A 23,495-nucleotide genomic window follows, 5' to 3' on the forward strand; every position below is an offset into this window, starting at 1 on the left:
AAACTATATGAGGCACCACATCACCTACGCGCTCAAAATACATAAGGTACGCCGCCGGTTTGTGGGCAAGCCGGGTCGCTGATGGCTACCGAAGTGCTCAAATTGGTGTCCGGCTGGGGTGAACCCCTCATCGGTCGCCTGGTCATTGGGGACGCCCGAATGGGCAAATGGAACGTAGTGGATTATTCAGCCCGCGCCGCCGCACCCAAAACTCATCCTGTTACGAAAACCTGCACGGCAAGACTGGTGAACGCAAAGGAGAACAATCGTGAGTGAGACAGAAAAACTGCTTGATTACCAGGAATTTTTGGCGCGTCTCTTGGCGGAAATCACTCCGCTGACCCCGCGGGAGCTCCCGGTGGGCGACACTTTGGGATTGACCCTGGCCGAACCGGTCATTTCGCGCCTGTCGGTGCCGCCCTTTACAAACTCGGCGATGGACGGTTTTGCTTTCAATAGCGCGGGACTACCGGTTGGCGGTTCCGTAACGTTGCCGGTGGCGGGCGATATTCCGGCGGGTACAGAGCCGAGCGCCGAGTGCCAGCCGAGTCAGGCGTGGCGCATTATGACCGGCGCGAAAATGCCCAAGGGGGCGGACACCGTGGTGAAAGTGGAGGACACGGATCAAAAGCCCGGTCCCGTTGAGCTACCGGAAAAGGTCACCATTCGTCGTGTTCCCAGGCCCGGAGCGAACGTGCGCCGGGCGGGTGAGGACCTGCCGGTCGGCTCCGAAGTCTTGGCTGCCGGCGAGGTCATGAGTCCGGGGGCGATTGCTTCGGCAATTTCGGGGGGCTATGCGACAGTTACGGCGTTCCCGCGAGTCCGGGTGGGAATTATCGCCACCGGTTCCGAACTGGCGGGGGCGGGGGCGCCGCTGGAAGGGTCAATGATTCCGGATTCAAACTCGTCTCTGGCGGCGGCCTTGGCACGCGTGGCCCAGGTGGAGGTCAGTTTTGCGGGCCAATGCGGGGACGACGTGGCCCAGTTCCGAGAAACCTTGCGCCGGGTGGCGGACGTGAGCGACTTGGTCGTGACTTCGGGCGGGGTTTCGGCCGGCGCTTATGAGGTGGTGAAACAGGGCGTTAGCGACTGGGGATTCCATTTCGCACGAGTCGCCTTGCAGCCGGGTAAACCCCAAGGTTACGGTTTCGTTGCTGCCAGCGGGGGGCGCCGGGTGCCGGTGCTGACTCTGCCGGGGAACCCGGTTTCGGTTTTCGTTTCGTGGTACCTGTTTGCCCTGCCGGTGCTGGCGAAACTCGCCGGGCGCAATCCCGACCAGGCGCACGTCTGCCGAGAAGCGACCGTGGTGGAGGCGTGGACCTCTCCGCGAGGCAAAGTTCAGGTCGTGCCTGTCCGTTTGACCCCGGGACAGCCGGGAGAAACTCCCACGGTGCAGCGCACCCACCCCTTGGGATCGAAGTCGCACCTGGTGGCCTCGCTGCATAAAGCGAACGCTTTGATGCTGATTGACAGAGACGTCGAGTCCGTGGCCCCCTGGTCGATTGTGAAAGTCCTCGAAATCTGAGCCCGTGAGGCGTGGCACCGCGGGGGCTACGAATTTTTTCGAGACCGGCGCCAATCGTGAAGCGCCGCGATGCCGACCGCCAGGAAGTACAGTGCCAGCAGGGCGGAAGCCTGCAAAATGACGGGCCACGGGGTTGGCAGTGGGTTGGCGATAGCCGAAAAAATAAACGCCACCATCGTCGCCCAGCGCCAGCCTTTTAGCATGGTGCGGGCGCTGAGCACCCCCAGGAAGTTCAGCATGACCAAAATTTCGGGAATCAGGAAAGAAATTCCGAACGCCAACACTAGGCGAATATAGAACCTGATGTATGCATCGGCCTGCAGCAACATCGCTGAATCCGGGGGAGTAAAAGAGGACAGAATCGACACGGCTCGCGGTGCGGTCCAGTCGCCGAAAACCGCACCGGCAGCGAACAAAACGACTCCGGCCACGCCAAAAATCAGCATCCACAAACGTTCCCGTCGACGCAGACCGGGCCAGATGAAAGCCATAATCTGAAAAATCCACCACGGCGACGCAATCAGCACCCCCAGCCAGAGGGACACGCGAATTTTCAGATCAAAGGCCGCGCCGATAGTTTGGAAGTTCAGGTTAGCCCCGGCGATGTCTTTCATGGGGGCGGTGATGTGGGCCAGCGCGATTTCATAGAGAAACCAGCCGCCAATCGCCGCCGCAGTGATGCCCACAAATGACCAGATGATACGTTTCCGCAGCTCAGCTAGGTGAGCAGTCACCGTCATGACACCTTCAGAGCGGGCATCACGATTCTGGTCAGAGGGCTTCTCAGTGGGCACGCGAGCAGTTACTTAGCGGCATCATTGCCTGGGGCCGGGTCAGTTTTCGGGTAATCGCCGGTAGCGTCGTCCTTGCCTTCGATAACTTTGCCGTCAGCCTTGGTGTCCTCGGTCAAATCGTTGAGCTCTTCCTTCAAAACTTTCGCAGATTTGCCCACGTTGCGAGCAATCTCCGGCAGTTTCGAAGCACCGAAAACCACGACCAAAATAATGATGACAGTAATCCACACTACGGGGCTTACGCTGAACAACATCACGTGTGCCGGAACCATTATGCTCTCCTTTTTTAGGGCTAAAACACCACAAGTTTATCAGTTTATGCGGGCTTTTCTTGACGGGGAGTGGTTGGAGGAGCATCCGGAGCCTCGGCCTGAGGGGTAGCGGGGGAATCGTCAGGCTTAGGGTCGGCCGACGGTTTGGGGTTGTCCGGGGTTTTTCCCGGCACAAGGCCCTGGGTGGCAGCTTTCTCGATGCTGGTGGCTTGCTCCATCCACAACTGCATTTCTTCGGCGACCGCGTCTTTAATCATTTTGCGCGGGTCGTATTCGCGCGGGTCAAAGTTTCTTAAATCAACGTTCAAGCCGGACTTGGTGAAATTCGCCTCTTCACGCAGCCGGGCGGACCACTCTCGCAGCCACTCGATGACTCCTTTGAACCACAGCAGAGCTTGGGCGGCGTGCTTTGGGCCGATGACGATGACGCCCACGACCAAAATGAGCAGCAGCTCCGAACCGCTGATTCCAAAAAATTCCACTTGACAATTCTAGTAAGGGAAACGCTTTCCTGCATATATTAAAAGGGTCAGATGAGGAAACTTGCCCCGAAACGGGGACGTCCCCGGGGAGACTTGTGATGGAAAATACCCTACCCATGAACCACCTGAACGAACGCGGCGAAGCCCGCATGGTGGATGTGTCAGCGAAAAGTGAGACGTTACGCGAAGCGCGGGCGCAAGCCACAGTCAGCGTATCACCCCAGGTAGCCGCCGCTTTACGGGATAGTCGCGTCCCGAAAGGAGATGCCCTGGCAGTGGCGCGCATCGCCGGGATTCAGGCGGTGAAACGCACCCCGGAACTGCTCCCGCTGGCCCACCCCTTGGGAATCGACTACGTAGCCCTAGACATCACCCAGGAGGGCAACGAGGTTATTTTGCGTTCCACGGTGAAATGCGTGGAACGTACCGGGGTAGAGATGGAGGCGTTGACCGCGGTGACGGTGGGGGCATTAGCGCTGGTAGACATGTTGAAAGGGGTGGACCGCCAGATTACCTTGCGCGAGGCTTTCGTGACCTATAAATCCGGAGGCCGTTCGGGGACGTGGGAGCGGGAATCATGAGCCACGCCGTACAAGCTTTGCCGCCACAGACACCGGCTTGCGTCATCACAGTTTCGGATTCCGTTTCAGCTGGCGTGAACCCGGATCGCTCCGGTCCGTTGGCGGTGGAATTGCTGGCGGAACTGGGATTTGTGGTGACTGGACCGGTGGTGGTCCCCGATGGGGTGGACTCCGTTCACCAGGCCGTGTCGGCGGCGTGTCGCAGTGGCGCACGGCTGGTTTTTACGACCGGAGGGACGGGGGTTAGTCCCCGTGACCTCACTCCCGAAGCTGTTGAGGGCCTGGTGGCAGCCCGTTTGAGCGGAGTGGAGGCCGCGTTGCTGGAGCGTAATCGGCAGGCTGGACCCCTGGGTATGTTGTCTCGTCCCGTGGTGGGGATTTCTACGCGGGCAGCGGGAGCCACCCTCGTGGTGTGTTCCCCCGGTTCTCCGGGCGCGGTACGTGATACAGTAGAAGTTCTCACTCCGGTACTGGGCCATGTCCTGGCAGTTTTAGACCGCAACACTCTCGCGTCGGCAGAGTGAAATTTTCAGTAATTCTTCAGCCAGGTCAGGGCATATTCTTGGATACTTCGGCTAGTGTTAATCCTGTTAAAAATTGGAGGGGCATCCTAAAGCGGGGAGGTAATTAGCTGAAATGAAATCCGCGATGAAGTTGGTTGCCGCAGTGTGTGCGGCCGCGGTAGCAGTGACGGTTTCGTCTTGTACATTAGCGGGAAAATCGGGAGCAATGCAGTCTTACGATTTTGATTCCATCAAGCCTGATCCGGTTATCGCCGCGATGGTGCCGCAGGCAAACCGGGATTCTTTGCGGGTTGCTATGGAACTGCACTATTCGCCGGCGGAATTCCTCGATGATGCTAATCAGCCAGTGGGCTATGAGGTCGATGTGATCAAAGCTCTCGCTAAGCTAATGGGTATCAAAGAAGTGCAATTTGTCGACGAAGATTTTGACTCCATCATTCCAAAAGTTAACGAGGGCACCGACGATTTGGGCATGGCCGCTTTGACGTTGAATAAAGAGCGGATGCGCCAAGGCAATATGGTGTCCTATGTTGAGGCAGGTTACAGCTATGCAACCCAGCGAGATAACCCGAAGAATTTTGATGCGGTTTCACCCTGCGGATTTACCGTAGCGGTGCAGTCTGACACCACACAGGCTGAAACCTTGCAGGCTGCCAGCGATGAGTGTGTGTCAATAGGTAAGTCGCCGGTCACCATCATCGCTGAGGCGGATCAAGACAAATTGATTTCTCAGGTTGCGCAGGGAAGCATTGATGCCATCATTGGTGAAACTCCCATACTGGCCTATAATCAGGAGAAATACAAAAATTTTTGCGATGGTTGGGGAAGCCTTTGAGACGGCTCCCCAGGGTCCTTTCATTGCGAAAAACAATTTGGAGTTGGCTAAAGCTGTGCGCGCTGGTCTGCAAAAAATGATGGACACGGGAATGCTTGCAGATGTGCTGTCTCCCTGGGGCGAAGAGCCTATTGCATTACATTACGCCACTCTAAACCCGCCGATTGCCTGAAATACCTTTCGATTTTCTCGCTCTGGGATACCATGGAATGGTGAAGTTGTAGGCGATTCCCCTTTTCCGAGGGGAGGAGAGCAGAGGCAATGAAGCTCGTACTGAAAAAAATCTCGGCAGCAACAGGTGCCGCTCTGTTGGCAGCAACGCTGGCCTCCTGTTCCGGCTCGAACAGTTCAGCAGGGGTGAAATCCTATAACTTCGATTCCATCAAACCGGATGCTGAAATCGTGGCGATGGTACCGCAGGCGAACCGGGATACCCTGCGGGTGGCGATGGATATTCCTTATTCTCCCGCCGAGTTCTTTGATAGTAACAATCAGCCCATCGGCTACGAAGTTGACGTCTTAAAAGCCCTGTCAAAGCTGATGGGCGTGTCGGAACTTAAAATTAGCGACGAGGATTTCGACGCGATTATTCCCAAGGTTAACGATGGAACCTATGACATAGGCATGGCGTCCATGACTCTCAACAAGACCCGGATGGACCAGACCAATATGGTTGCCTACATTCAGGCGGGTTACATCTATGGCACCCAGGCGGGCAACTCCAAAAACTTCGATCCCGCCAATCCTTGCGGACTGAAAGTCGCCGCCCAGGCAGACACCACCCAAGCAGAAACTTTGCAGGCTTCCAGTGAATCATGCGTGAAAGCCGGAAAACCGGCAATCCAGATTGTCGCCGACGCTGACCAAGATAAGTTGGTGGAACAGGTCGCAGCCGGAACCTTAGATGCCATAATCGGAGAGAGCCCGATTCTGGCTTACGCCGAGTCGAGGAATCCGAAGTTCGCCACCATCGGTGAGGCTTTCCAAGTAGCCCCCCAGGGTCCGGCTACCGCGAAAGACAATCCTGAGCTGGCCAAAGCCATCCAAGCCGGTCTGCAAAAGATGATGGATACGGGAATGCTCAAGGATGTGCTCGCACCGTGGGGCGAGGAATTCATCGCGCTAGACTACGCCACCATGAATCCGCCGATTGCCTAGGGAAGGAAACAAAAATGCGTTTTTCATCAATGATTAAAATCACCATGACCGTGGTGCTGGTGCTGGTGGTTTTCGGTCTGGCTGCCCAGGTTGGCACCATTGTCACGACGGGTCAGGTCAATCAGGCTCAAGAAGAATCCAACCAGCGCAATAACGGGATTACCTACCTCAAGAATGCCCGGACCAACCTGGCTGACAACGCGCGGGTTTTTGTGGTTTCCGGCCTGGAAGAGGCCATGCTGGATTACTTCAACCAGGTCTATGTGAATCGCGATTCTGAGTACGGAGCCAGCCTCATCGCCGACAACGGCGGTACGCAAGACCAAGATAAGCTGGTGCAGCAGTCTTTGGAAGCCGCGAAAGTTACTCAAAAAACCGAAATGCACGCCATGGCTTTGGCGGCTTTGGGCCGGGGAAGTGACTTCAGCGCTCTGCCAGCAGATTTGGAACACTTCCAGTTCTCGCCAGAGGAACTGGCTATGGATTCCGCGACCCAGCTGCAGACAGCCTCGGATTTGGTGTTTGGAGAAACTTACTCCAATTCTTACAAGTCCGTGATGTCGCCTTTAAATATGTTGAATCAGCTGGAAACTGGGTTCGCCAACGCTGCCGATACCCAAATGGGCCGGGCCGCCTCCCTGCAAAAGATCACCATCTATATTTTGATTGGGATATTTATCGTTTTGGCGGTAGCGGTGCTGCTGTTCCTGATTGCAGCGCTGCGTACCGTACGCCTGCCCCTCTCTCGGCATACTGTGGCTTTGCAGAATCATGATCAGTATGATTTGGGTTTTCGGTTGCGTGATGATACTGGGGTGCCGGAGATTCGGGATTTGGCTAAGGCTTTTAATGGGCAGAATGATCAGGTTAATGAGTTGATTGGGGAAGTCAGTGGGACTTCTCAGGGTTTGCATGAGCATGCTGGTAATTTGGCGGATACGGCTGCTGAGTTGGATCAGTCTGCTCAGGATACTCGGTCTCGGGCGGCGGGGGCGGCTGAGCAGGCGCAGTTGTTGGCTACGAATATGGATACTTTGAGTGCGGCGATGGAAGAAATGCAGGCGGCAATTCGCCAGATTTCTGAGTCGGCAACCTCCGCTTCGCGGATTTCTGAGGAGGCGGTGGAGTCTGTGGGTTCGGCGACGGAGGTTATTGATACGTTGGGTGAGTCTTCGCAGTCTATTGGGGAGATTACGAATTCGATTACTTCGATTGCAGAACAGACGAATCTTTTGGCGCTCAATGCGACGATTGAGGCAGCTCGTGCGGGCGACGCTGGTAAGGGTTTTGCGGTTGTGGCTGGTGAGGTCAAGGATTTGGCTGCGCAGACGGCTGCGGCTACGGCGGATATTTCTGAGCGGGTGAGTTCTATTCAGGAGGACTCTTCTAAGGCGGCTGAGGCTATTTCTCAGATTAGTGAGATTATTGCGCGGATTAATGATTCTCAGCAGACGATTGCTTCGGCGGTTGAGGAGCAGACGGCGACGACGAATGAGATGTTTGGGGTGGTTCGTGGGGCTGCGCAGACGACTCAGGATATTGTGGGTTCGATTGAGACGGTTTCGGCTACGGCCGAGAAGTCTGCGGACGGTGCGCGTACGACTCTGGAGGCTGGCCAGGCGGTTGCTGATTCCTCCAGCCAGCTGAGCAAACTCGTCTCCCGCTACCACTAGCGGAACCCGAATACTCTCCCGGAGTAGCTCCTGAATATTTAAGTGGAATTAACTTTCAATTCCACTATATTCAGGTTGGATAGTTGTTATTGTTTGTTTATTCAGACAATTTGGTGTCCGAGATCAAGGGAGATGCGTATGCCAGCCCGCTGGAAGATTATGTCCGTTTGTGCTCTTGCTTGTTTGAGTCTTTTAGTTACGGGTTGCGGTAGTGGTCCGGAACCGGATTCTGCCGGGGTCAAATCCTACGACATCTCCAAGATTAAAGCTGATTCTAAACTTCACGAGATGTTGCCGCCGGATAAGCGCGATTCGTGGACAGCCGGCGCGTTCATGCCGTATTCGCCCGCTGAGTTTTTTGATGACAACAATGAACCCATCGGCTACGAGGTCGATACCTTGAAAGCTTTGGGCAAGCTGATGGGCGTGAAGGACGTCCAGTTCAAAAAAGAGGAGTTTAACTCGCTGCTGGATCGGGTCAATGATGGTACCTACGACCTGATTATGTCCACTCTCACCCTTAGGAAATCACGGATGCGTCAAGTCAACATGGTTTCTTTTGTAAACGTGGGAGTTATTTACGCCGTAGGACCAAACTCAAAATTCGACTACACGAACCCTTGTGGATTCAAAGTGGGTGCGCGTACTGACACCACCATGATGGAAGCCTTGAAAGCAGCCTCGGATACTTGCGTTGCCGAAGGCAAGGAACCCATCAAGATCGCTGAGGACCAGGACCAAGAGGTGCTTAATTCGCAAGCGGCCGAGGGGACTTTGGATGCGGTGTTGGGTGAAGAGCCCAGTATGCTCTACGGCCAGATTAAGTTCAAGGGTTTCAACACGGTGGGGCAAAACTCGGATGTAGCGCCGCAAGGCCCAGTGTTCGCCAAGAATGACGAAGCCTTTGCGAAGGCCGTGCAGGCGGGTCTGCAAGAGATGATGGACACGGGTCTTTTGGTTGATGTGTTAAAACCCTGGGGTGTGGAGTCGCTGGCTTTGAACTACGCCACCCTGAATCCCCCGCTGATGTAAGGAATTTATGATGAATTTTCGGTTTTCGTCAATGGTAAAAGTTGCTTCCATTCTGGTGGTTCTATTCTGCGTCCTGGGTTTGGTGGGCGACATCATGGCTGTAATCTCTACCCAGCAAGTGCAAACTGCTCAACGGCAAGCTTCGTCTCGCTCCGCGGGGGTTAACCTGCTGACCGCGGCGAACAGCGACTTGACTAACTTGTCGCGGGCCTACGTGGTGGGCGGGCTTACAGCGGATCTGGCTGATTACACCAATCAGCTCTATATCAAGCGCGACCGTGAGTATGGGGTGCGGCTGTTGAAAGAGAACGGCGGCACCAAGGAGCAGCTTGACCTGCTGGAAGAAGCCTTGGCAGCCAGCAAGATCCGAGATGACATTGAGCTACACGCCATCGCTCTGTCAACGCTGGCTCGCGGCGAGGATATGGAGGCCATGCCCGCCACGGTGGAGAGCTATTCCATTCCGGCTGAGGAGAAGGCTCTACCTGCCGAACAGCAGCTCGCTCTAGCTTCGGAGCTAGTTTTTGGCCGTGACTATTCGTTGGCGTCGGCTTCCGTAATCGAACCGGTACGAAAGATTGGACATCTGGAAGCCGGTTCTCTGCAAGCGGCAGGTTCCGCGATGCAGCGTGCTAACGTGGGTCAGACTATCTCTCTGTCCGCGCTGATGGTGGTGTTTTTCCTGCTCGGCGCGGTCGTGTTGACCTTCCTGATTCTCCTGGTTCGCCGGGTGCGTCGGCCTTTGTCTCGGCATACTGTGGCTTTGCAGAATCATGATCAGTATGATTTGGGTTTTCGGTTGCGTGATGATACTGGGGTGCCGGAGATTCGGGATTTGGCTAAGGCTTTTAATGGGCAGAATGATCAGGTTAATGAGTTGATTGGGGAAGTCAGTGGGACTTCTCAGGGTTTGCATGAGCATGCTGGTAATTTGGCGGATACGGCTGCTGAGTTGGATCAGTCTGCTCAGGATACTCGGTCTCGGGCGGCGGGGGCGGCTGAGCAGGCGCAGTTGTTGGCTACGAATATGGATACTTTGAGTGCGGCGATGGAAGAAATGCAGGCGGCAATTCGCCAGATTTCTGAGTCGGCAACCTCCGCTTCGCGGATTTCTGAGGAGGCGGTGGAGTCTGTGGGTTCGGCGACGGAGGTTATTGATACGTTGGGTGAGTCTTCGCAGTCTATTGGGGAGATTACGAATTCGATTACTTCGATTGCAGAACAGACGAATCTTTTGGCGCTCAATGCGACGATTGAGGCAGCTCGTGCGGGCGACGCTGGTAAGGGTTTTGCGGTTGTGGCTGGTGAGGTCAAGGATTTGGCTGCGCAGACGGCTGCGGCTACGGCGGATATTTCTGAGCGGGTGAGTTCTATTCAGGAGGACTCTTCTAAGGCGGCTGAGGCTATTTCTCAGATTAGTGAGATTATTGCGCGGATTAATGATTCTCAGCAGACGATTGCTTCGGCGGTTGAGGAGCAGACGGCGACGACGAATGAGATGTTTGGGGTGGTTCGTGGGGCTGCGCAGACGACTCAGGATATTGTGGGTTCGATTGAGACGGTTTCGGCTACGGCCGAGAAGTCTGCGGACGGTGCGCGTACGACTCTGGAGGCTGGCCAGGCGGTTGCTGATTCCTCCAGCCAACTAAGCAAACTCGTCTCCCGCTACCACCAGTAAGGGCGGGTCTGCAGCGGTCTAAAGCATCCCGACAAACGTTCCGCACAGAATCTTGGTAATCATTGCTACGGGATAAGCCATGGCGTAGCCCAGGGAAACCCGAGGGTCGGTGTTGGTTTGGTCGTTAGCGAATCCCAACACCGCCGGCTGGGTTTGGGCGCCGCCCATGAAGCCGGAGAGCTTCGTGCCTCCCATTTTGGCTACCAGACGCATCAGGATGAACAAGGTGAGTCCAAACACATTGGTGACAATGAAGCCGAGAAGCAAAATTCTCCACCAATCCCCGCCGGTGAAAGCGGTTTGAATGGAGCCTCCGGCATTCGTTCCGGCCTGGGCCAGGAACAGCAGCAGACCGATTTCACCCAAGACCTGACCCGTGGTGTAGGGCAGAGTCGTGACAAATGGGCCGATGCGCCCCACGCGGCCCATAATCAATCCCATAATGATGATTCCGGCGGCATACCCGATGTTGAAGTATCCGCCTCCGGGGTTGGGGATGGGAATCTCACCAATGAGGAACCCTAGGGTCATCCCAATGCCCAGCGCTACCGGGTTGAGTGAGGTGAGTCCGCGGGTGGAATCGCCCAGGTATTTGGTGATGACCGAGATGCTTGATTTCGGCGCCACCACGCGCAGTCGGTCGCCCAGCTGCAACGTAAAGTCCGGGTAAGCCACCATGTCTACGTCTCCGCGTCGAACTCGTGACACCGTGGCACCAAAGCGGTCACCCATGTTTAGCTCTGCGATAGTCTTGCCGGCTTTGGTGGCGTCGGAAAGGGTAATGCGCCGATAGTCCAGGTAGCTGCGGTCGGTCTGTAGTGAATGGGAGGACGAATGACCCAATTCTTCGATAATGGTGTGAACGGCAGAGGCCTCGCCCACAATCGTAATCAAATCGCCGGGGTTGAGCGTATCAGACATATTGGGGCGGGTGATTGGCCCCTGTTCGCCACGGCGCAGACGTGAAAAAGCTAATTTTTCGTTGAATCTCTCATAAATTTCGCCTAAGCGGGGCTGGGTGTCGATCTCCACCCGAATCGTTTTGGACACGACAGGACTGGGGGCGTCCCGGTCATTTTTGCCCTTTTTCAGTGCCAGGGAGGCGAAAAATAGCATTCCAAGGACACCGTAGAGGTAAGCAATAGAATAGCCGACCGTGGCGGTGGCGATATCCCCGGATGTTTCCCCTCCCGCCTCGAGCATCGGAGTGTTCGTCAGTGCCCCGGAGAGGGTCCCCACAATTTGGCTGATTGGCATTCCCAGCAAGGTGCCGATTCCCACCGCGACAGCACTGACTCCCACATAGGCTCCGACCAACAGGAGGATTGATTTCCAGGCAGTTTGTAGGGTCGCAAAAAAGTTCGGACCAGAGTTTGAACCAATACAAAATGCGAACAAAGAGAGTCCCAGTACGGCGATTTCTTTCGGAATCATGAGCTTTATGCCCGAAGCACTGGCCCAGGCGGAGACGCCGATAGCGAGGAACAACACCGCGGCTGCGCCCAGAGAAACACCTTTGACTTTGATGTGCCCAAAGGCCATGCCTATTCCCAATAAAGCAGCTAAAAGGACAATTGGGTGGGTTGCGAAAAATTCGAACAAAATGTCCTCCAGAGACGTAGTGATAAATCAACCTTGTGGTCGGGAAAACCAACAAAGTCAGTCTATCAGCGCATACTGAAAGAATCGTCAGCGTCGGCATTAAGAACGGGGTGGGTGTCGACAATTTCCTTGTCTTGCAGCCAATTTCGATCCGTGAGCATCCGGGCTGTGGAAAGGCCGATGCCAATGGCCAAAATGACCACGGACACTTCGCTAAGGGAGGCGATAGCTCCTATCGTATTTCCTTCGTTGAGGTGTACTAAGGCTGAATAGAGAGGAACGCCGGGAACCATCAGCACTGCTGCCGGAACGGACAACGAGACTCGTGAATAGTTAAAGTTCGACAGACGGGAAATAACGTCAGCAAGCAGACCGATTGCCAGCGCCTCCAGCCCTACCGAAAATTGCCAATTGAATCCCGATTCCACAACAAAAAAACGCAACGGATTAACCAGAGCGCATATCAACCCGGCATAGACGCACAGTCGCCGGGTCGAATTGAACAGCATGGCAAACCCGGCAGAGGCCACAAATGAACAGAATGTTCGGGCGAAGTACAGCCAATGCCCCTCCAGAGGCGGGTTCACCGCGGGGTCTACCGCCCAGTGGAAGGTTAGGGACACAATCCACACGCTCGCTCCGGCTGAAATAATCAACATCAAGGTATAAACCAGGCGCGGTATCCCAGCGGAAAGATCCAGGCGTACCAAATCGAGCATCGAGGTAATGAGCGGGAAACCGGGAACCAAAAACAGTACCGCGGAGACAATTCCCACCCGGAATCCGAGAGGATCAGCTGTTATCCAAGGCGGTATAGTCGCCAGAACCGCTGGTGAATAGGCGCGCTGCAGCATCGTTTCCAGTAGCACGGCGCAACCGATGTAGACCAGTGAGGCAGCAAAACCGGCGGTCATCCAGACCGCAAAATGATTAGTTTTCTTTGCCATCATTATCCGGCGCACGCTTTGCCCGAATCCCGCCGCTACACCAGCCAGAACGCACTCGATGAGCCCGCCGCGGTTCAGGAAACAGAAACAGGCACAGGCAAATCCTGCTGCCAAAGTGTTAGCAATCTTATTGAATTCAGGTTTGTAGGACTCAATGCGATCCATGAGCCGGTTTGCCTCGCTGACGGGCGTATCCGGTTTAATGTTTTGGATAAACAGGCGCAGTCGATCAAGTTTGGCCGCGTTGGTGCCAAAGTCCCTCTGTTCCGAGATCTCGGTCCGGGAAAAAGGGCGCAGATAGACGGTAGAACTGATTTCGCCAAAGGTGACTTGGACGTGGTGTTCATCGGCTCCCAACGCGGTAGCCAGGCGTGCCATAGAAATCTTAATCCGGTACGCAGAAGCCCCGCAGGACTGCAGCATATGGCCTAAACGCATAGTTGTGCGGGAGACTTCCGTGAGCTGGATACGAATTTTTTCGTACTCAACCATGCTCTGGGTATTGACTTCAATAGGCTCGTCAGCAGCTTTTTTCTTGGGGGTAAAGGCGTGGTCGCGCTCGCCACGCAGTCGTTCCAAGTGCTTTGACAGAAACATTGCGGTCTGCTCTTTCACGCGTCGGGGAAAATTTAGATTCAATGACACAAACAGATTTAACCATCTGGTGGACGCCATTAATCAGGACTAAGGGCACAGCCAGCGGAAATGATGAGGCTACCCTAAGTTTGAGAGCGCCAGCTACCACTGCTTCCGGCTTTCTGGCGGGGGTATAGCCCTGTAAGGAAGTGTCTCATTATTCGGTTCGAAATCCACATAGTGAGATTTTCCCCTTGCGGGTTTCCATCCTTTTAGCCCCAGAGTTACAGTTGGGTGCATGAGCGAACCAGAAACGAAATCCATGGGAGCCTATGGCCCCGAGGAGACCCCCAATGAAATTGATCCCGCCGCTCGCGGGGAAGTCATGACCGGTGCGAAAGCTGTCATTCGTACTCTGGAGGAACTGGGCGTAACCGATATTTTCGGGATTCCCGGCGGGGCCATTCTTTCCACGTTCGATCCGCTGTACGACTCAAAGAAACTGAACTTCGTGCTGGCTCGCCATGAACAGGGCGCCGCCCACGCTGCCGAGGGCTACGCGAAATCCACCGGGAAAACCGGGGTAGCGCTGGTGACCTCAGGACCGGCCGCCACGAACCTTCTGACCGGCCTGGCCGACGCCATGATGGATTCGGTCCCGATGGTCGCGATAACCGGCCAGGTCGGAGCGGAATCAATCGGCACCGATGCCTTCCAAGAATCCGACATCGTGGGCGCGTCTATGCCCCTGACAAAACACAGTTTCCTGGTGACGCGCCCCCAGGACATTCCCTCGCGCCTGGCGGAGGCCTTCTTCATCGCTTCTTCCGGGCGTCCCGGACCGGTTTTGGTGGACATCACGAAAACCGCCCAGAACAAAAAGATGGCTTTCACCTGGCCACCACCGATGGAACTACCCGGATACAAACTGCCCGGCAAGCCTTCCAAACAGCAAGTCGCGGCGGCGGCCACCGAAATCGCGGCGGCGCATCGTCCGGTACTCTACATCGGCGGCGGGATTATCGCTGCTGATGCGACCGCAGAGCTGAAAGAATTGGCTGATGCTACCGGGGCTCCCGTAGTCACCACCCTGACCGCGCGCGGAGCCTTCCCGGATGATTCCCCGCAACATATGGGAATGCCGGGGATGCACGGCTGCGTGTCCGCGGTGCTGGCGATGCAGCAAGCGGACCTGCTGATTGCGCTAGGTACGCGTTTTGATGATCGGGTCACCGGGGACCTGAAATCCTTTGCACCGCACGCCAAGGTCATCCACGTTGATATCGACGCTGCTGAAATCTCAAAGATTCGTCAAGCCGATGTTCCTATCGTGGGGGATTTGAAAGAGGTTGTCGCGGCGCTGCTGCGGGCACTGCCCCAAGCCTACAAACAGTATGGCCGGCCGGACTTGACCCCGTGGATGAAGTCCTTGACCAAACTCAAAGACAAGTACCCCGCGTACTTCGACGACACATTGGACGGCCTGGTCAGCCCGCAAAAGGCTATCAAGGTGCTGGACGAGGTCAGCGATGACGACGCGATTGTGGTCACCGGGGTCGGCCAGCATCAGATGTGGGCGTCCCAGTTCATGACCTACCGTTACCCGCGCACCTACATTTCGTCGTGCGGCTTGGGAACAATGGGATTCGGTGTCCCCGCCGCGATGGGCGCAAAAGTCGCCAATCCGGATCGGGAAGTTTGGCTCATTGACGGTGACGGCTCGTTCCAGATGACGAACCAGGAACTGGCCACCTGCACCCAAATGCATATCCCGATAAAGGTGCTGCTCATCAACAACTCCTCGCTGGGGATGGTGCGCCAATGGCAGACCCTGTTCTATAACGAACGCTATTCTCAGACCGACCTGCATGACGGAGCTCGTAACCTCGACGAGGCTAACCGGGTGGGAATCCCCGATTTCATGCTCTTGGCGAAAGCCTATGGAGCTGAGGGAATCCGGGTAACTGACCCGAAAGACTTGCGAAAAGCCTTAGAGAAAGCTCACCAGATTGACGACCGTCCGGTCGTGGTCGAGGTGCTGGTCAGCCCCGATGCCATGGTGTTCCCGATGGTTCCCGCCGGGCAGACCAACGACAAAGTCATTTACGCCCCTGACAAGACTGTGACCTGGGAGGACTAAACATGAATATGACGCATACCCTGTCGGTGCTTGTCGAAAACAAGCCTGGCGTTTTGACCCGCGTGGCGGCGCTGTTTGCCCGCCGTGCCTTTAACATTCAATCCCTCGCGGTGGGAGAAACTGAGAAACCGGAGATTTCGCGCATCACCATCGTGGTCGATGTTTCCGAGGTGTCCCTGGAACAGGTCACGAAACAGCTGAACAAGCTGGTGAACGTGCTGAAAATCGTGGAGTTAGAGCCCGAACGAGCCGTCGAGAGAGAACTCATGCTCATCAAAGTTTCGGCTGACGACACGAATCGAACCGCGGTACTCCAGATTGTGGACCTGTTCCGGGCTCACGTCGTGGACGTGTCGCGAGGCACCCTGGTCATCGAATCCATTGGTTCCCCAGCGAAACACGCGGCTTTGTTGCGCGAGTTGGAGCCGTACGGAGTTCGGGAAATCGTCCAATCGGGCAACGTCGCGATTGGACGCGGCTCGAAGTCCATCACCGATCAAATTTAGGGGCTAATTAACCGGATTTTGCCTACTCTTTGCACGGAAAAACACCCCATATCTTTTTCAATGAAACACCTCTACAATTACTAAGGAGAAAAAATCATGGCAGAAATTTATTACGAAGACGATGCTGACCTGTCGCTCATTCAGTCTCAGAAGGTGGCCGTAATTGGTTACGGCTCTCAGGGTCATGCCCACGCGCTGAACCTGCGCGATTCTGGGGTCGACGTGGTCGTGGGCTTGCGCGAAAGCTCTTCCTCCCGGGCGAAAGCCGAGGAACAGGGCTTGACGGTGAAAACCGTGGCAGATGCCGTGAAAGAAGCCGACGTAGTCATGATTCTGTTGCCCGACCAGGTGCAGAGCAAGGTCTATGCCGCCGAAATCGAGCCGAACCTGAAGCTGAACGCCGCTCTGTTCTTTGCCCACGGGTTCAACATCCGTTTCGGATACATCAAGCCCGGTCCCGGCCACGACGTGTGCATGGTGGCTCCCAAGGGTCCGGGGCACGTGGTGCGCCGTACTTTCGTTGCCGGTCAGGGCGTTCCCGACGTTATCGCGGTGGAATGTGACGCATCCGGACGCGCTTGGGAACTGACAAAGTCCTACGCGAAAGGCATCGGCGGGACCCGCGCCGGCGTCATCAAGACGACCTTCACCGAAGAAACGGAAACCGACCTCTTCGGCGAACAGAACGTGCTGTGTGGCGGTCTGTCCAAACTGATTCAGTACGGTTTCGAAACCCTGGTTGAGGCCGGATATCAGCCCGAAATCGCCTATTTCGAGGTGTGCCACGAGATGAAGTTGATTGTGGACCTCATCAATGAAGGCGGTCTGTCCAAGATGCGCTGGTCGATTTCCGACACCGCTGAATACGGCGACTACGTCTCCGGGCCGCGCGTCATCACCCCCGACGTGAAGGAACACATGAAGGGCGTCCTGGCGGACATTCAAAACGGCAGCTTCGCCAAGCGCTTCATGGACGACCAGAACTCCGGTGCCGTCGAGTTCAAGCGCCTGCGCGCCGAGGGCGAAGGCCACCAAATCGAGAAGGTCGGCCTGGAGCTGCGCAAGATGTTTACCTGGAACACCAACAACGACACCGATTATGTGGAGGGCCACGCCGCTCGCTAATCACCTAGTACAGATAAGGACATCATGATGAAAAAGTTAATCCCCATTTTAGCGTTGGCTTCAGTTTGCGCTGCGTGGGGGTCAACTTTTTTCATGATAAAGGATCATGTTCTGGATGAAGTTCCGGCTTCTGACTTCCTGACCGTGCGCTTTTTTCTCGCGGCTCTGATTGCTTGCGCGTTGTGGTTTCGGGAACTGCGCACGGCGGGATGGAAGACGCTAGCTCTCGGCTTCGGGGCTGGAATCCTCTACGGTTTGGGTCAACTGGCGCAAACGTGGGGATTAAACCTGACCTCTCCGGCTACCTCGGGATTCATCACCGCCATGTCCATAGTCTTTGTGCCTTTCGTGGCGTTGATTCTGTTCCGGGAACGTTTCAAGCCAATTACCTGGCTGTGGATGCTACTGGCCGCTCTCGGCTTGGCAGCACTGTCCCTGCAAGGGTGGTCCTTTGGTTTTGGTGAGTTGATAACCCTGTTGGGGGCGTTATTCTTTGCCATCCAGGTGGCCTCTCTCGGCGTAATCGCGCCGGGACGTCCCGCGGGAGCGCTAGCTGCGATGCAGATGGTGGGGACCGCGTCGGTGAACGTTGTTCCGGCGCTTTCGGATGGGGAACTCACCCTGCCGCCCAACGGTGCTGTCTGGGCCAGCCTCCTCTATATGGTTGTGGTTTGTGCCGTGGGCGCTCTGTTCATCCAGACTTGGGCACAAGCGCGGATGTCCTCCACCGAGGCGGCCTTGATTATGGCCTGTGAACCGCTCTTTGCCACCCTTTTCTCGGTGGTGTTCAGCGGGGAAGCCCTGACGTGGCGGCTCCTGGTGGGCGGTGCCCTCATCATGGTGGCGATTGTGGCGGCGCAACTGGTCGGGGTTCATCCCGACGATGAGAAGCCAGTCCCGGTCGAAAGGCGCGAAACTGTCCCTTTAGCTGAGAACCAGACCCGGAAAACTGCCGATTTTAGACATAAAAAGAAAGTAGGAGTTACGTTATGACGAGCATTGATTTGGCCTTGATTCCCGGGGATGGCATCGGTCACGAGGTCGTTCCCGAGGCCGTGAAGGTCCTCAAAAAGGTCTTGGAGGGGGCGGGCGTTGGCTTGAAAACCACCCTCTACGATTTGGGGGCGGCTCGTTACCATCGCGATGGGGTGATTTTGGATGAAGCCACGGAACAAGCCTTGCGTGGCCACGACGCGATTTTGCTGGGGGCTGTAGGCGATCCCTCGGTGCAGTCTGGGGTGTTGGAACGCGGGCTACTGTTGAAACTGCGATTTGACTTTGACCACTACGTGAATCTGCGTCCTTCCAAGTACTATCCGGGTGTGCCGACCCCGCTGGCGAATCCGGGCAACATCGATTTTGTGGTGGTGCGCGAAGGCACGGAAGGCCTGTACTGCGGTAACGGCGGGGTGTTGCGTCAGGGCACACCGCACGAGATTGCCACCGAAGTGTCCGTGAACACGCGTCTCGGGGTGGAGCGGGTCGTGCGTTACGCTTTTGCGCAGGCTCAGGCGCGCCGTCGGCATCTGACTTACGTGCACAAGCACAATGTGCTGGTCAACGCCGGGCACCTGTGGCGCCGCTGCGTGGAGGAAGTCGGGGCGGAATTCCCGGAAGTGGAAGTCGACTACCTACACGTCGATGCGGCCACGATTTTCCTGGTTACGAACCCGGCCCGGTTTGACGTAATCGTGACCGACAACCTGTTTGGCGACATCTTGACCGATGAAGCTGGGGCAATCACCGGCGGTATCGGCTTGGCGGCGTCGGGAAACATCAATCCGGAAAAAACCTTCCCGTCCATGTTTGAACCCGTCCACGGTTCCGCCCCGGACATCGCTGGCCAGGGCAAAGCCGACCCGACTGCCACTATTGCGAGTCTGGTGCTGATGCTCAACCACTTGGACTATCCCCAGTTGGCGGCGAACATCCAACGCGCTATTGATGCGGATATGGCTAACCGCGCCGCCGCGTCTGCGGCCGGGACACCCCTGGTGCGTACCACCAGCGAAATCGGCGACGCGATAGCCGCCTCTCTCTAGGGCTGGTGACCACGAATCCCCAAAAAACCCGTAAATCCTCGGCACCGCGTGCCTTGAACCACTTTTACCTATGAAAAACCCAATGAAAGAAGAAGAACAACATGAGTAATCTCGAAGAACTCGCGAAACAGCCGCTGCCGAACGCCAATGAACTGGCGGGGCGATTCCCGCTCCAGCCTCATGACCACAGGGCCGACGAAGCCACCTACCGTGAGGTGATGGAAAAACTCGCTTTCGGTCAGGACTTTAGCGATTATATGGCACACGCCCTGTGGACCAAAGAGGGCGGCTGGCAGGAAAAGGATTTGCGTCCTTACGGGCAGCTGCCAGTATATCCGGGAACCTCGGTGCTGCATTACGGTCAGGAGGTTTTTGAAGGGTTAAAGGCGTACCGCCGGGCCGACAACACGATTTGGCTGTTCCGTCCCGCTTTCAACGCAAACCGGTTCAATCAGTCTGCGCGCCGCATGGCTTTACCGGAAATCCCGGTAGAGGACTTTGTGGGGTCTTGCGTGGATTTGGTGCGTGCCGATGCCCGCTGGGTGCCCGTCAAAGATGGCGCCACCCTGTATCTGCGCCCCTTCATGTATGCCTCGGAGTCTTTCCTGGGGGTGCATCCGGCTCACGAGGTGACCTACCTCAATATCGGTTCGCCGTCTGGGCCCTACTTCGACAACGGTTTTTCGCCCGTTTCGATTTATGTGTCTGAGGATTACCACCGCGCCGGACCGGGCGGTACCGGTGAAGCCAAGACTTCCGGTAACTACGCGGCGTCTTTGCAGCCCCAAGAGATTGCGGCGGAAAAGGGCTACGCGCAGGTGTGCTTCCTGGATGGGGAAACGAATACCTATATCGACGAGCTGGGTGGCATGAACGTCTTTGTGGTGTACCGCGACGGTAAAGTGGCGACCCCGCAGCTAACCGGGTGCATCTTGGAGGGCGGCACCCGCGGTGCGATTATTCAGGTTCTGGCTGATGAAGGTATTACCGTCAGCGAGGAACGTATCGCCCTGCACCAGCTGTTGGACGACATTCGCTCCGGCAAGGTCGCCGAGTTCCTGGCTTGTGGGACGGCCGCGGTCGTGACCCCGATTGGCAAACTCGGCGGGAAAGACTTTGAGCTGGAGGTTCCCACCGGCCCGATGACCAAGCACATCCACGACGTCATCACCGGCATTCAGTGGGGACGCCGCGAGGATCCCCACGGCTGGTGCTACCGGGTGCTGTAGCTTGGACAGTTAAACGCTTTATTGACTGGCTTATGGGATTGTCACTAAGACAATCCCATAAGTTGTCGCGGCCACTAGAAAAATGCTTTCTAAATCCGAGAAATAGTGCCTAATAATTCAGCATCTTAGGCATGGTCGTTTGGTATTTCCTAATGGAACGACTGCTATCGAAACCGCAAAGTTAGCAATCAACTCAGAATGGGCAGCTGGAAGGGGTAGACGTAGACCTGCTGGTTGGCGGCGGCCATGGCACCGCGGATGCTGTGCCACAAGGTCAGAGCGAACACCGCCAGCCACAGAACCAGAGCCAGCGGAATTAACAGGATGGTAAAGAAAGCAATCCACCCGGCGATACCAGCGATCCACATGGCGACGTTAAAGTTAAACGCTCCAGCCGCAGCGACGCGTACTGCCGGGGAACTGTCCTTTTTCACCAACCAGACGATGAGCGGTCCCAGGAATGACAGCCAGCCGGCGGAAACAGCCATAGCGATGAGTACAGAAAGATGAGCGAACATCGCCCACAAACGTTCATTTTCATTCACTCGGATATTTTTTCATGTCGTGGACACAGCCGCAACTGGAAACACGATTCCCCAATTTGGAACCTTTCCCTTTCCCTACCTACACCTTAAAAATAATTCAGAGGTGGGGCCTAAGCTCCAGGAAAAATCCGCTAGTGGTGAGACCTGAGCCTATTGGGGAGGCATCCCCGTCACGACACGCTGTTTCGGGGCGAGCCGTTTCTTGGGTAGCAGCGGAGCTTTGTCCCCTTCCAAGGTCAGCGGCCAGGCGTTGACCACGGCTTGGGCGAAACGACGGGAACGTTCCGAGTTTCCAATCGTGTTGCAGTGTACCCCGTCGCCGGTGATGAACCATTCCGGACGCATATCCTTGTCCCACGGATAGACCCACATGTTCGGGTAGCGTTTCTGCTGGTGGTAGAGCTCCGCGTTCCAAGCGTCCATGACCTCTTTGGTGTACCACCTGGGTGATCCGTTCGGGTTCACCACGGTCGTAATCCACAGCACCGGGTACTTCGGGCCAATAATGTCCATAGTGGCGCGAATGTGGGTGTCATAGTCGGTGCCGCCATAGACATTCATGTTCGCGGCATCGTTCGTTCCCAGGGCAATCACAAAGCACGAGTCCTTATCAATTCCACCGGAGAGGATTTCGCGGATGGAGTCGTTTCCGGAGGGGAAATCTTTATAGCCTTGATTGGTGGCGCGAGCCCCGAAACTTGAGTTGGTAACTTTCTTGGCGCCGGTGGCCGTGTAGGTCTTGGTGGCATTGTCTGCCGGATTGAGCACCCCGGCATCGGTAAACATCGCTAGGGAGGTGGAATCTCCCACATGGATGATTTGGTGGCATCGGGTGTGGCTCGCCGCGAGGGCGCGTGCCTGAGCCGCTTTGCGCTCCCGTTCCGCTTGAGCCTTCGCCAGGGCGGCCTTTTTTGCTTCGAGTTGGTCGTGATAGCTCGTGGCAGCTTCAGTTGGCACTCCGACCAGGGCAAAGATGAGAAAGAAAGCGAGGGGGAAAGACAACAGGGCGTGAGGTAGGGAGCCTCTGCGAGTCAACCACCGCCACAGCGGGACGAAGAATCCATTGCGGCGAATGGGATCTTCGACCAGGATCCAAGATAATGCGGCCAAACCAATGGTAGTCCCAATGATGATCAGGGCCCTGACAATAACCGGCACCACCTGCAGAGGAGTGTAAAGGAAAGCGATGAGCGGCATATGCCACAAATACATGGCATAAGACCTCTCGCCTATCCACGCGAAGGGGCGTAGAGCAAAAAGCTTATATATCCGCGTGTAGCGGTTCGAGATGGCAAAGAGCAGCGCCGCGGTCGCCAGCGAGAGAACCACCAGTAAGCCGTTAAATAAAGCTGGTGAAGAATCAGGAATAAAGATATAAATGGCCAGCACAGCGCCCAGACCAAGCCATCCCAATACTTCAGCCAGGTAGCGATCCTGTCGAAAGATTACCCTGCCGACGAGGGGGCGTGTCGTGTTCGGGTCGGTGGGCCTGATCATGATGATGGCGAGAATGGCACCCACGAGCAGGCCGCCCGCGCGAGTATCGGTGCCCTCGTAGAGGCGGGTGGCGTCCATGCCGAGTGAATATCCGTAGGCTAGCCACACGAAAGAAGCCGCGGCGAGTATTGAGGTGAGGATCACCAGCGGCAGGCGGCGACCGCGGCTGATGACCAGTAGTAATAGCAACACTAGCGGCCAGAACAGATAGAACTGCTCCTCAACAGACAGCGACCACATGTGTTCAAAGGGGCTCTGGGAGAACTGGTCAAAATAGGAATCACCCCAAAAAATGGTGGCCCAGTTATTGACGTAGAAAATGGCGGTGAGCCCGCCGAGACGATAGTCCGGCCAGTTTTCGGCTTTAAAGAAAGGCGTGAGTGCCCAGATGACCAGCACCGTGAGGATGACTGCGGGCATCAAGCGGCGCAGACGGCGTAGCCAGAAGGTTTTTAGCCCCAGATTGCCTTGGCGGTACCAGGAACGCATGAGGTTACCGGTGATCAGGAAACCCGAGATGGTAAAGAATACGCCAACACCAGCCAAACCGCCCGGCATCCATCTGAAGCCAAGGTGGTAGCAAATGACGCCGAGTACAGCGAGGGTTCTCAAACCGTCGATGCCCGGATTGTAGCGTGACTCGTTACCTATAGGCTTTGGCATAGTGGTTGCTATGATACCCTTCCCCAGCAGCACAATTTAAACCAGGCGGTTAGCCTGTGAATTTGGGGC

Annotated in this window: 23 protein-coding genes; 16 read left to right on the top strand and 7 right to left on the bottom strand. The window is 56.1% G+C overall.

What is annotated here, in order from left to right:
- Positions 1-81: 81 nt before the first annotated feature.
- Both RQ935_RS08690 and glp read left to right on the top strand, forming a co-directional pair.
- Entirely contained in the window at positions 82-276 is a 195-nt protein-coding gene (locus RQ935_RS08690) for a hypothetical protein (protein WP_311498028.1), read from the top strand.
- Positions 269-1,525 (top strand): gephyrin-like molybdotransferase Glp, encoded by a 1,257-nt coding sequence (glp, locus tag RQ935_RS08695; RefSeq protein ID WP_311498029.1) that lies wholly within the window; start codon positions 269-271, stop codon positions 1,523-1,525. The genes RQ935_RS08690 and glp overlap by 8 nt, the downstream gene beginning before the upstream one ends.
- A gap of 26 nt (positions 1,526-1,551) precedes the next feature.
- On the opposite strand, the gene tatC is transcribed toward glp, so the two are convergent.
- From tatC to RQ935_RS08710, 3 genes are read right to left on the bottom strand one after another with little or no spacing between them, the layout of a single operon-like run.
- Positions 1,552-2,319: a twin-arginine translocase subunit TatC gene (gene tatC, locus RQ935_RS08700; RefSeq protein ID WP_311498030.1), complete on the bottom strand. Its 768-nt coding sequence runs from the start codon at positions 2,317-2,319 to the stop codon at positions 1,552-1,554.
- An 8-nt stretch (positions 2,320-2,327) separates the two neighbouring features.
- Complete coding sequence (locus RQ935_RS08705; protein ID WP_311498031.1) at positions 2,328-2,591, bottom strand: twin-arginine translocase TatA/TatE family subunit; 264 nt, start codon at positions 2,589-2,591, stop codon at positions 2,328-2,330.
- 44 nt (positions 2,592-2,635) lie between these two features.
- Positions 2,636-3,073, bottom strand: a complete 438-nt coding sequence (locus tag RQ935_RS08710; RefSeq protein WP_311498032.1) for a translocase — start codon at positions 3,071-3,073, stop codon at positions 2,636-2,638.
- A gap of 98 nt (positions 3,074-3,171) precedes the next feature.
- On the opposite strand from RQ935_RS08710, the gene moaC reads away from it, so the two are divergent.
- From moaC to RQ935_RS08750, 8 genes are all read left to right on the top strand, one after another.
- Positions 3,172-3,654, top strand: a complete 483-nt coding sequence (gene moaC / locus RQ935_RS08715) for a cyclic pyranopterin monophosphate synthase MoaC (protein ID WP_311498033.1) — start codon at positions 3,172-3,174, stop codon at positions 3,652-3,654.
- Positions 3,651-4,178, top strand: coding sequence for a MogA/MoaB family molybdenum cofactor biosynthesis protein (locus tag RQ935_RS08720; RefSeq protein WP_311498034.1), 528 nt, complete (start codon positions 3,651-3,653; stop codon positions 4,176-4,178). The genes moaC and RQ935_RS08720 overlap by 4 nt, the downstream gene beginning before the upstream one ends.
- 124 nt (positions 4,179-4,302) lie before the next feature.
- Positions 4,303-5,013 (top strand): transporter substrate-binding domain-containing protein, encoded by a 711-nt coding sequence (locus RQ935_RS08725; protein WP_311498035.1) that lies wholly within the window; start codon positions 4,303-4,305, stop codon positions 5,011-5,013.
- Positions 4,994-5,185 carry a hypothetical protein gene (locus RQ935_RS08730; protein WP_311498036.1) on the top strand — a complete coding sequence of 64 codons (192 nt, stop codon included), beginning with the start codon at positions 4,994-4,996 and terminating at the stop codon, positions 5,183-5,185. The genes RQ935_RS08725 and RQ935_RS08730 overlap by 20 nt, the downstream gene beginning before the upstream one ends.
- Before the next feature lie 89 nt (positions 5,186-5,274).
- On the top strand, positions 5,275-6,171 hold the full coding sequence (locus tag RQ935_RS08735; RefSeq protein WP_311498037.1) for a transporter substrate-binding domain-containing protein: 897 nt from the start codon (positions 5,275-5,277) through the stop codon (positions 6,169-6,171).
- Between the two features lie 14 nt (positions 6,172-6,185).
- Positions 6,186-7,844, top strand: coding sequence for a methyl-accepting chemotaxis protein (locus RQ935_RS08740; RefSeq protein ID WP_399532346.1), 1,659 nt, complete (start codon positions 6,186-6,188; stop codon positions 7,842-7,844).
- A gap of 138 nt (positions 7,845-7,982) precedes the next feature.
- Positions 7,983-8,876, top strand: coding sequence for a transporter substrate-binding domain-containing protein (locus RQ935_RS08745; RefSeq protein WP_311498038.1), 894 nt, complete (start codon positions 7,983-7,985; stop codon positions 8,874-8,876).
- A 10-nt stretch (positions 8,877-8,886) separates the two neighbouring features.
- Positions 8,887-10,554 (top strand): methyl-accepting chemotaxis protein, encoded by a 1,668-nt coding sequence (locus RQ935_RS08750; RefSeq protein ID WP_311498039.1) that lies wholly within the window; start codon positions 8,887-8,889, stop codon positions 10,552-10,554.
- A gap of 18 nt (positions 10,555-10,572) precedes the next feature.
- Here the strand turns inward: RQ935_RS08750 and RQ935_RS08755 are convergent, their stop codons facing one another.
- The gene (locus RQ935_RS08755; RefSeq protein WP_311498040.1) at positions 10,573-12,156 is read right to left on the bottom strand and encodes a TrkA C-terminal domain-containing protein; all 1,584 of its coding nucleotides are present in this window, start codon (positions 12,154-12,156) and stop codon (positions 10,573-10,575) included.
- Positions 12,157-12,221: 65 nt separating this feature from the next.
- Positions 12,222-13,700 carry a threonine/serine exporter family protein gene (locus RQ935_RS08760; protein WP_311498041.1) on the bottom strand — a complete coding sequence of 493 codons (1,479 nt, stop codon included), beginning with the start codon at positions 13,698-13,700 and terminating at the stop codon, positions 12,222-12,224.
- A gap of 277 nt (positions 13,701-13,977) precedes the next feature.
- On the opposite strand from RQ935_RS08760, the gene RQ935_RS08765 reads away from it, so the two are divergent.
- The 6 genes from RQ935_RS08765 (at position 13,978) to RQ935_RS08790 (ending at position 20,721) form a co-directional block, all read left to right on the top strand.
- Entirely contained in the window at positions 13,978-15,819 is a 1,842-nt protein-coding gene (locus RQ935_RS08765) for an acetolactate synthase large subunit (protein WP_311498042.1), read from the top strand.
- 2 nt (positions 15,820-15,821) lie between these two features.
- Complete coding sequence (ilvN, locus tag RQ935_RS08770; RefSeq protein WP_298635632.1) at positions 15,822-16,325, top strand: acetolactate synthase small subunit; 504 nt, start codon at positions 15,822-15,824, stop codon at positions 16,323-16,325.
- 96 nt (positions 16,326-16,421) lie between these two features.
- Positions 16,422-17,450, top strand: a complete 1,029-nt coding sequence (ilvC, locus tag RQ935_RS08775; RefSeq protein WP_311498043.1) for a ketol-acid reductoisomerase — start codon at positions 16,422-16,424, stop codon at positions 17,448-17,450.
- 27 nt (positions 17,451-17,477) lie between these two features.
- On the top strand, positions 17,478-18,443 hold the full coding sequence (locus RQ935_RS08780; RefSeq protein WP_311498044.1) for a DMT family transporter: 966 nt from the start codon (positions 17,478-17,480) through the stop codon (positions 18,441-18,443).
- Positions 18,440-19,492 (top strand): 3-isopropylmalate dehydrogenase, encoded by a 1,053-nt coding sequence (locus tag RQ935_RS08785; RefSeq protein ID WP_311498045.1) that lies wholly within the window; start codon positions 18,440-18,442, stop codon positions 19,490-19,492. Before RQ935_RS08780 ends, RQ935_RS08785 begins: the two co-directional genes overlap by 4 nt.
- Before the next feature lie 101 nt (positions 19,493-19,593).
- A complete protein-coding gene (locus RQ935_RS08790; protein WP_311498046.1) occupies positions 19,594-20,721 on the top strand; it encodes a branched-chain amino acid aminotransferase in 1,128 nt (375 codons plus the stop codon).
- A 188-nt stretch (positions 20,722-20,909) separates the two neighbouring features.
- Here RQ935_RS08790 and RQ935_RS08795 read toward each other — a convergent pair whose 3' ends face one another.
- Positions 20,910-21,266: a DUF4870 domain-containing protein gene (locus RQ935_RS08795; RefSeq protein WP_311498047.1), complete on the bottom strand. Its 357-nt coding sequence runs from the start codon at positions 21,264-21,266 to the stop codon at positions 20,910-20,912.
- Positions 21,267-21,416: 150 nt separating this feature from the next.
- Positions 21,417-23,426: an acyltransferase family protein gene (locus tag RQ935_RS08800; protein WP_311498048.1), complete on the bottom strand. Its 2,010-nt coding sequence runs from the start codon at positions 23,424-23,426 to the stop codon at positions 21,417-21,419.
- Positions 23,427-23,495 lie beyond the last annotated feature (69 nt).

The organism is uncultured Mobiluncus sp. (genome assembly GCF_963511525.1).
Taxonomy (GTDB): Bacteria; Actinomycetota; Actinomycetes; order Actinomycetales; family Actinomycetaceae; genus Mobiluncus.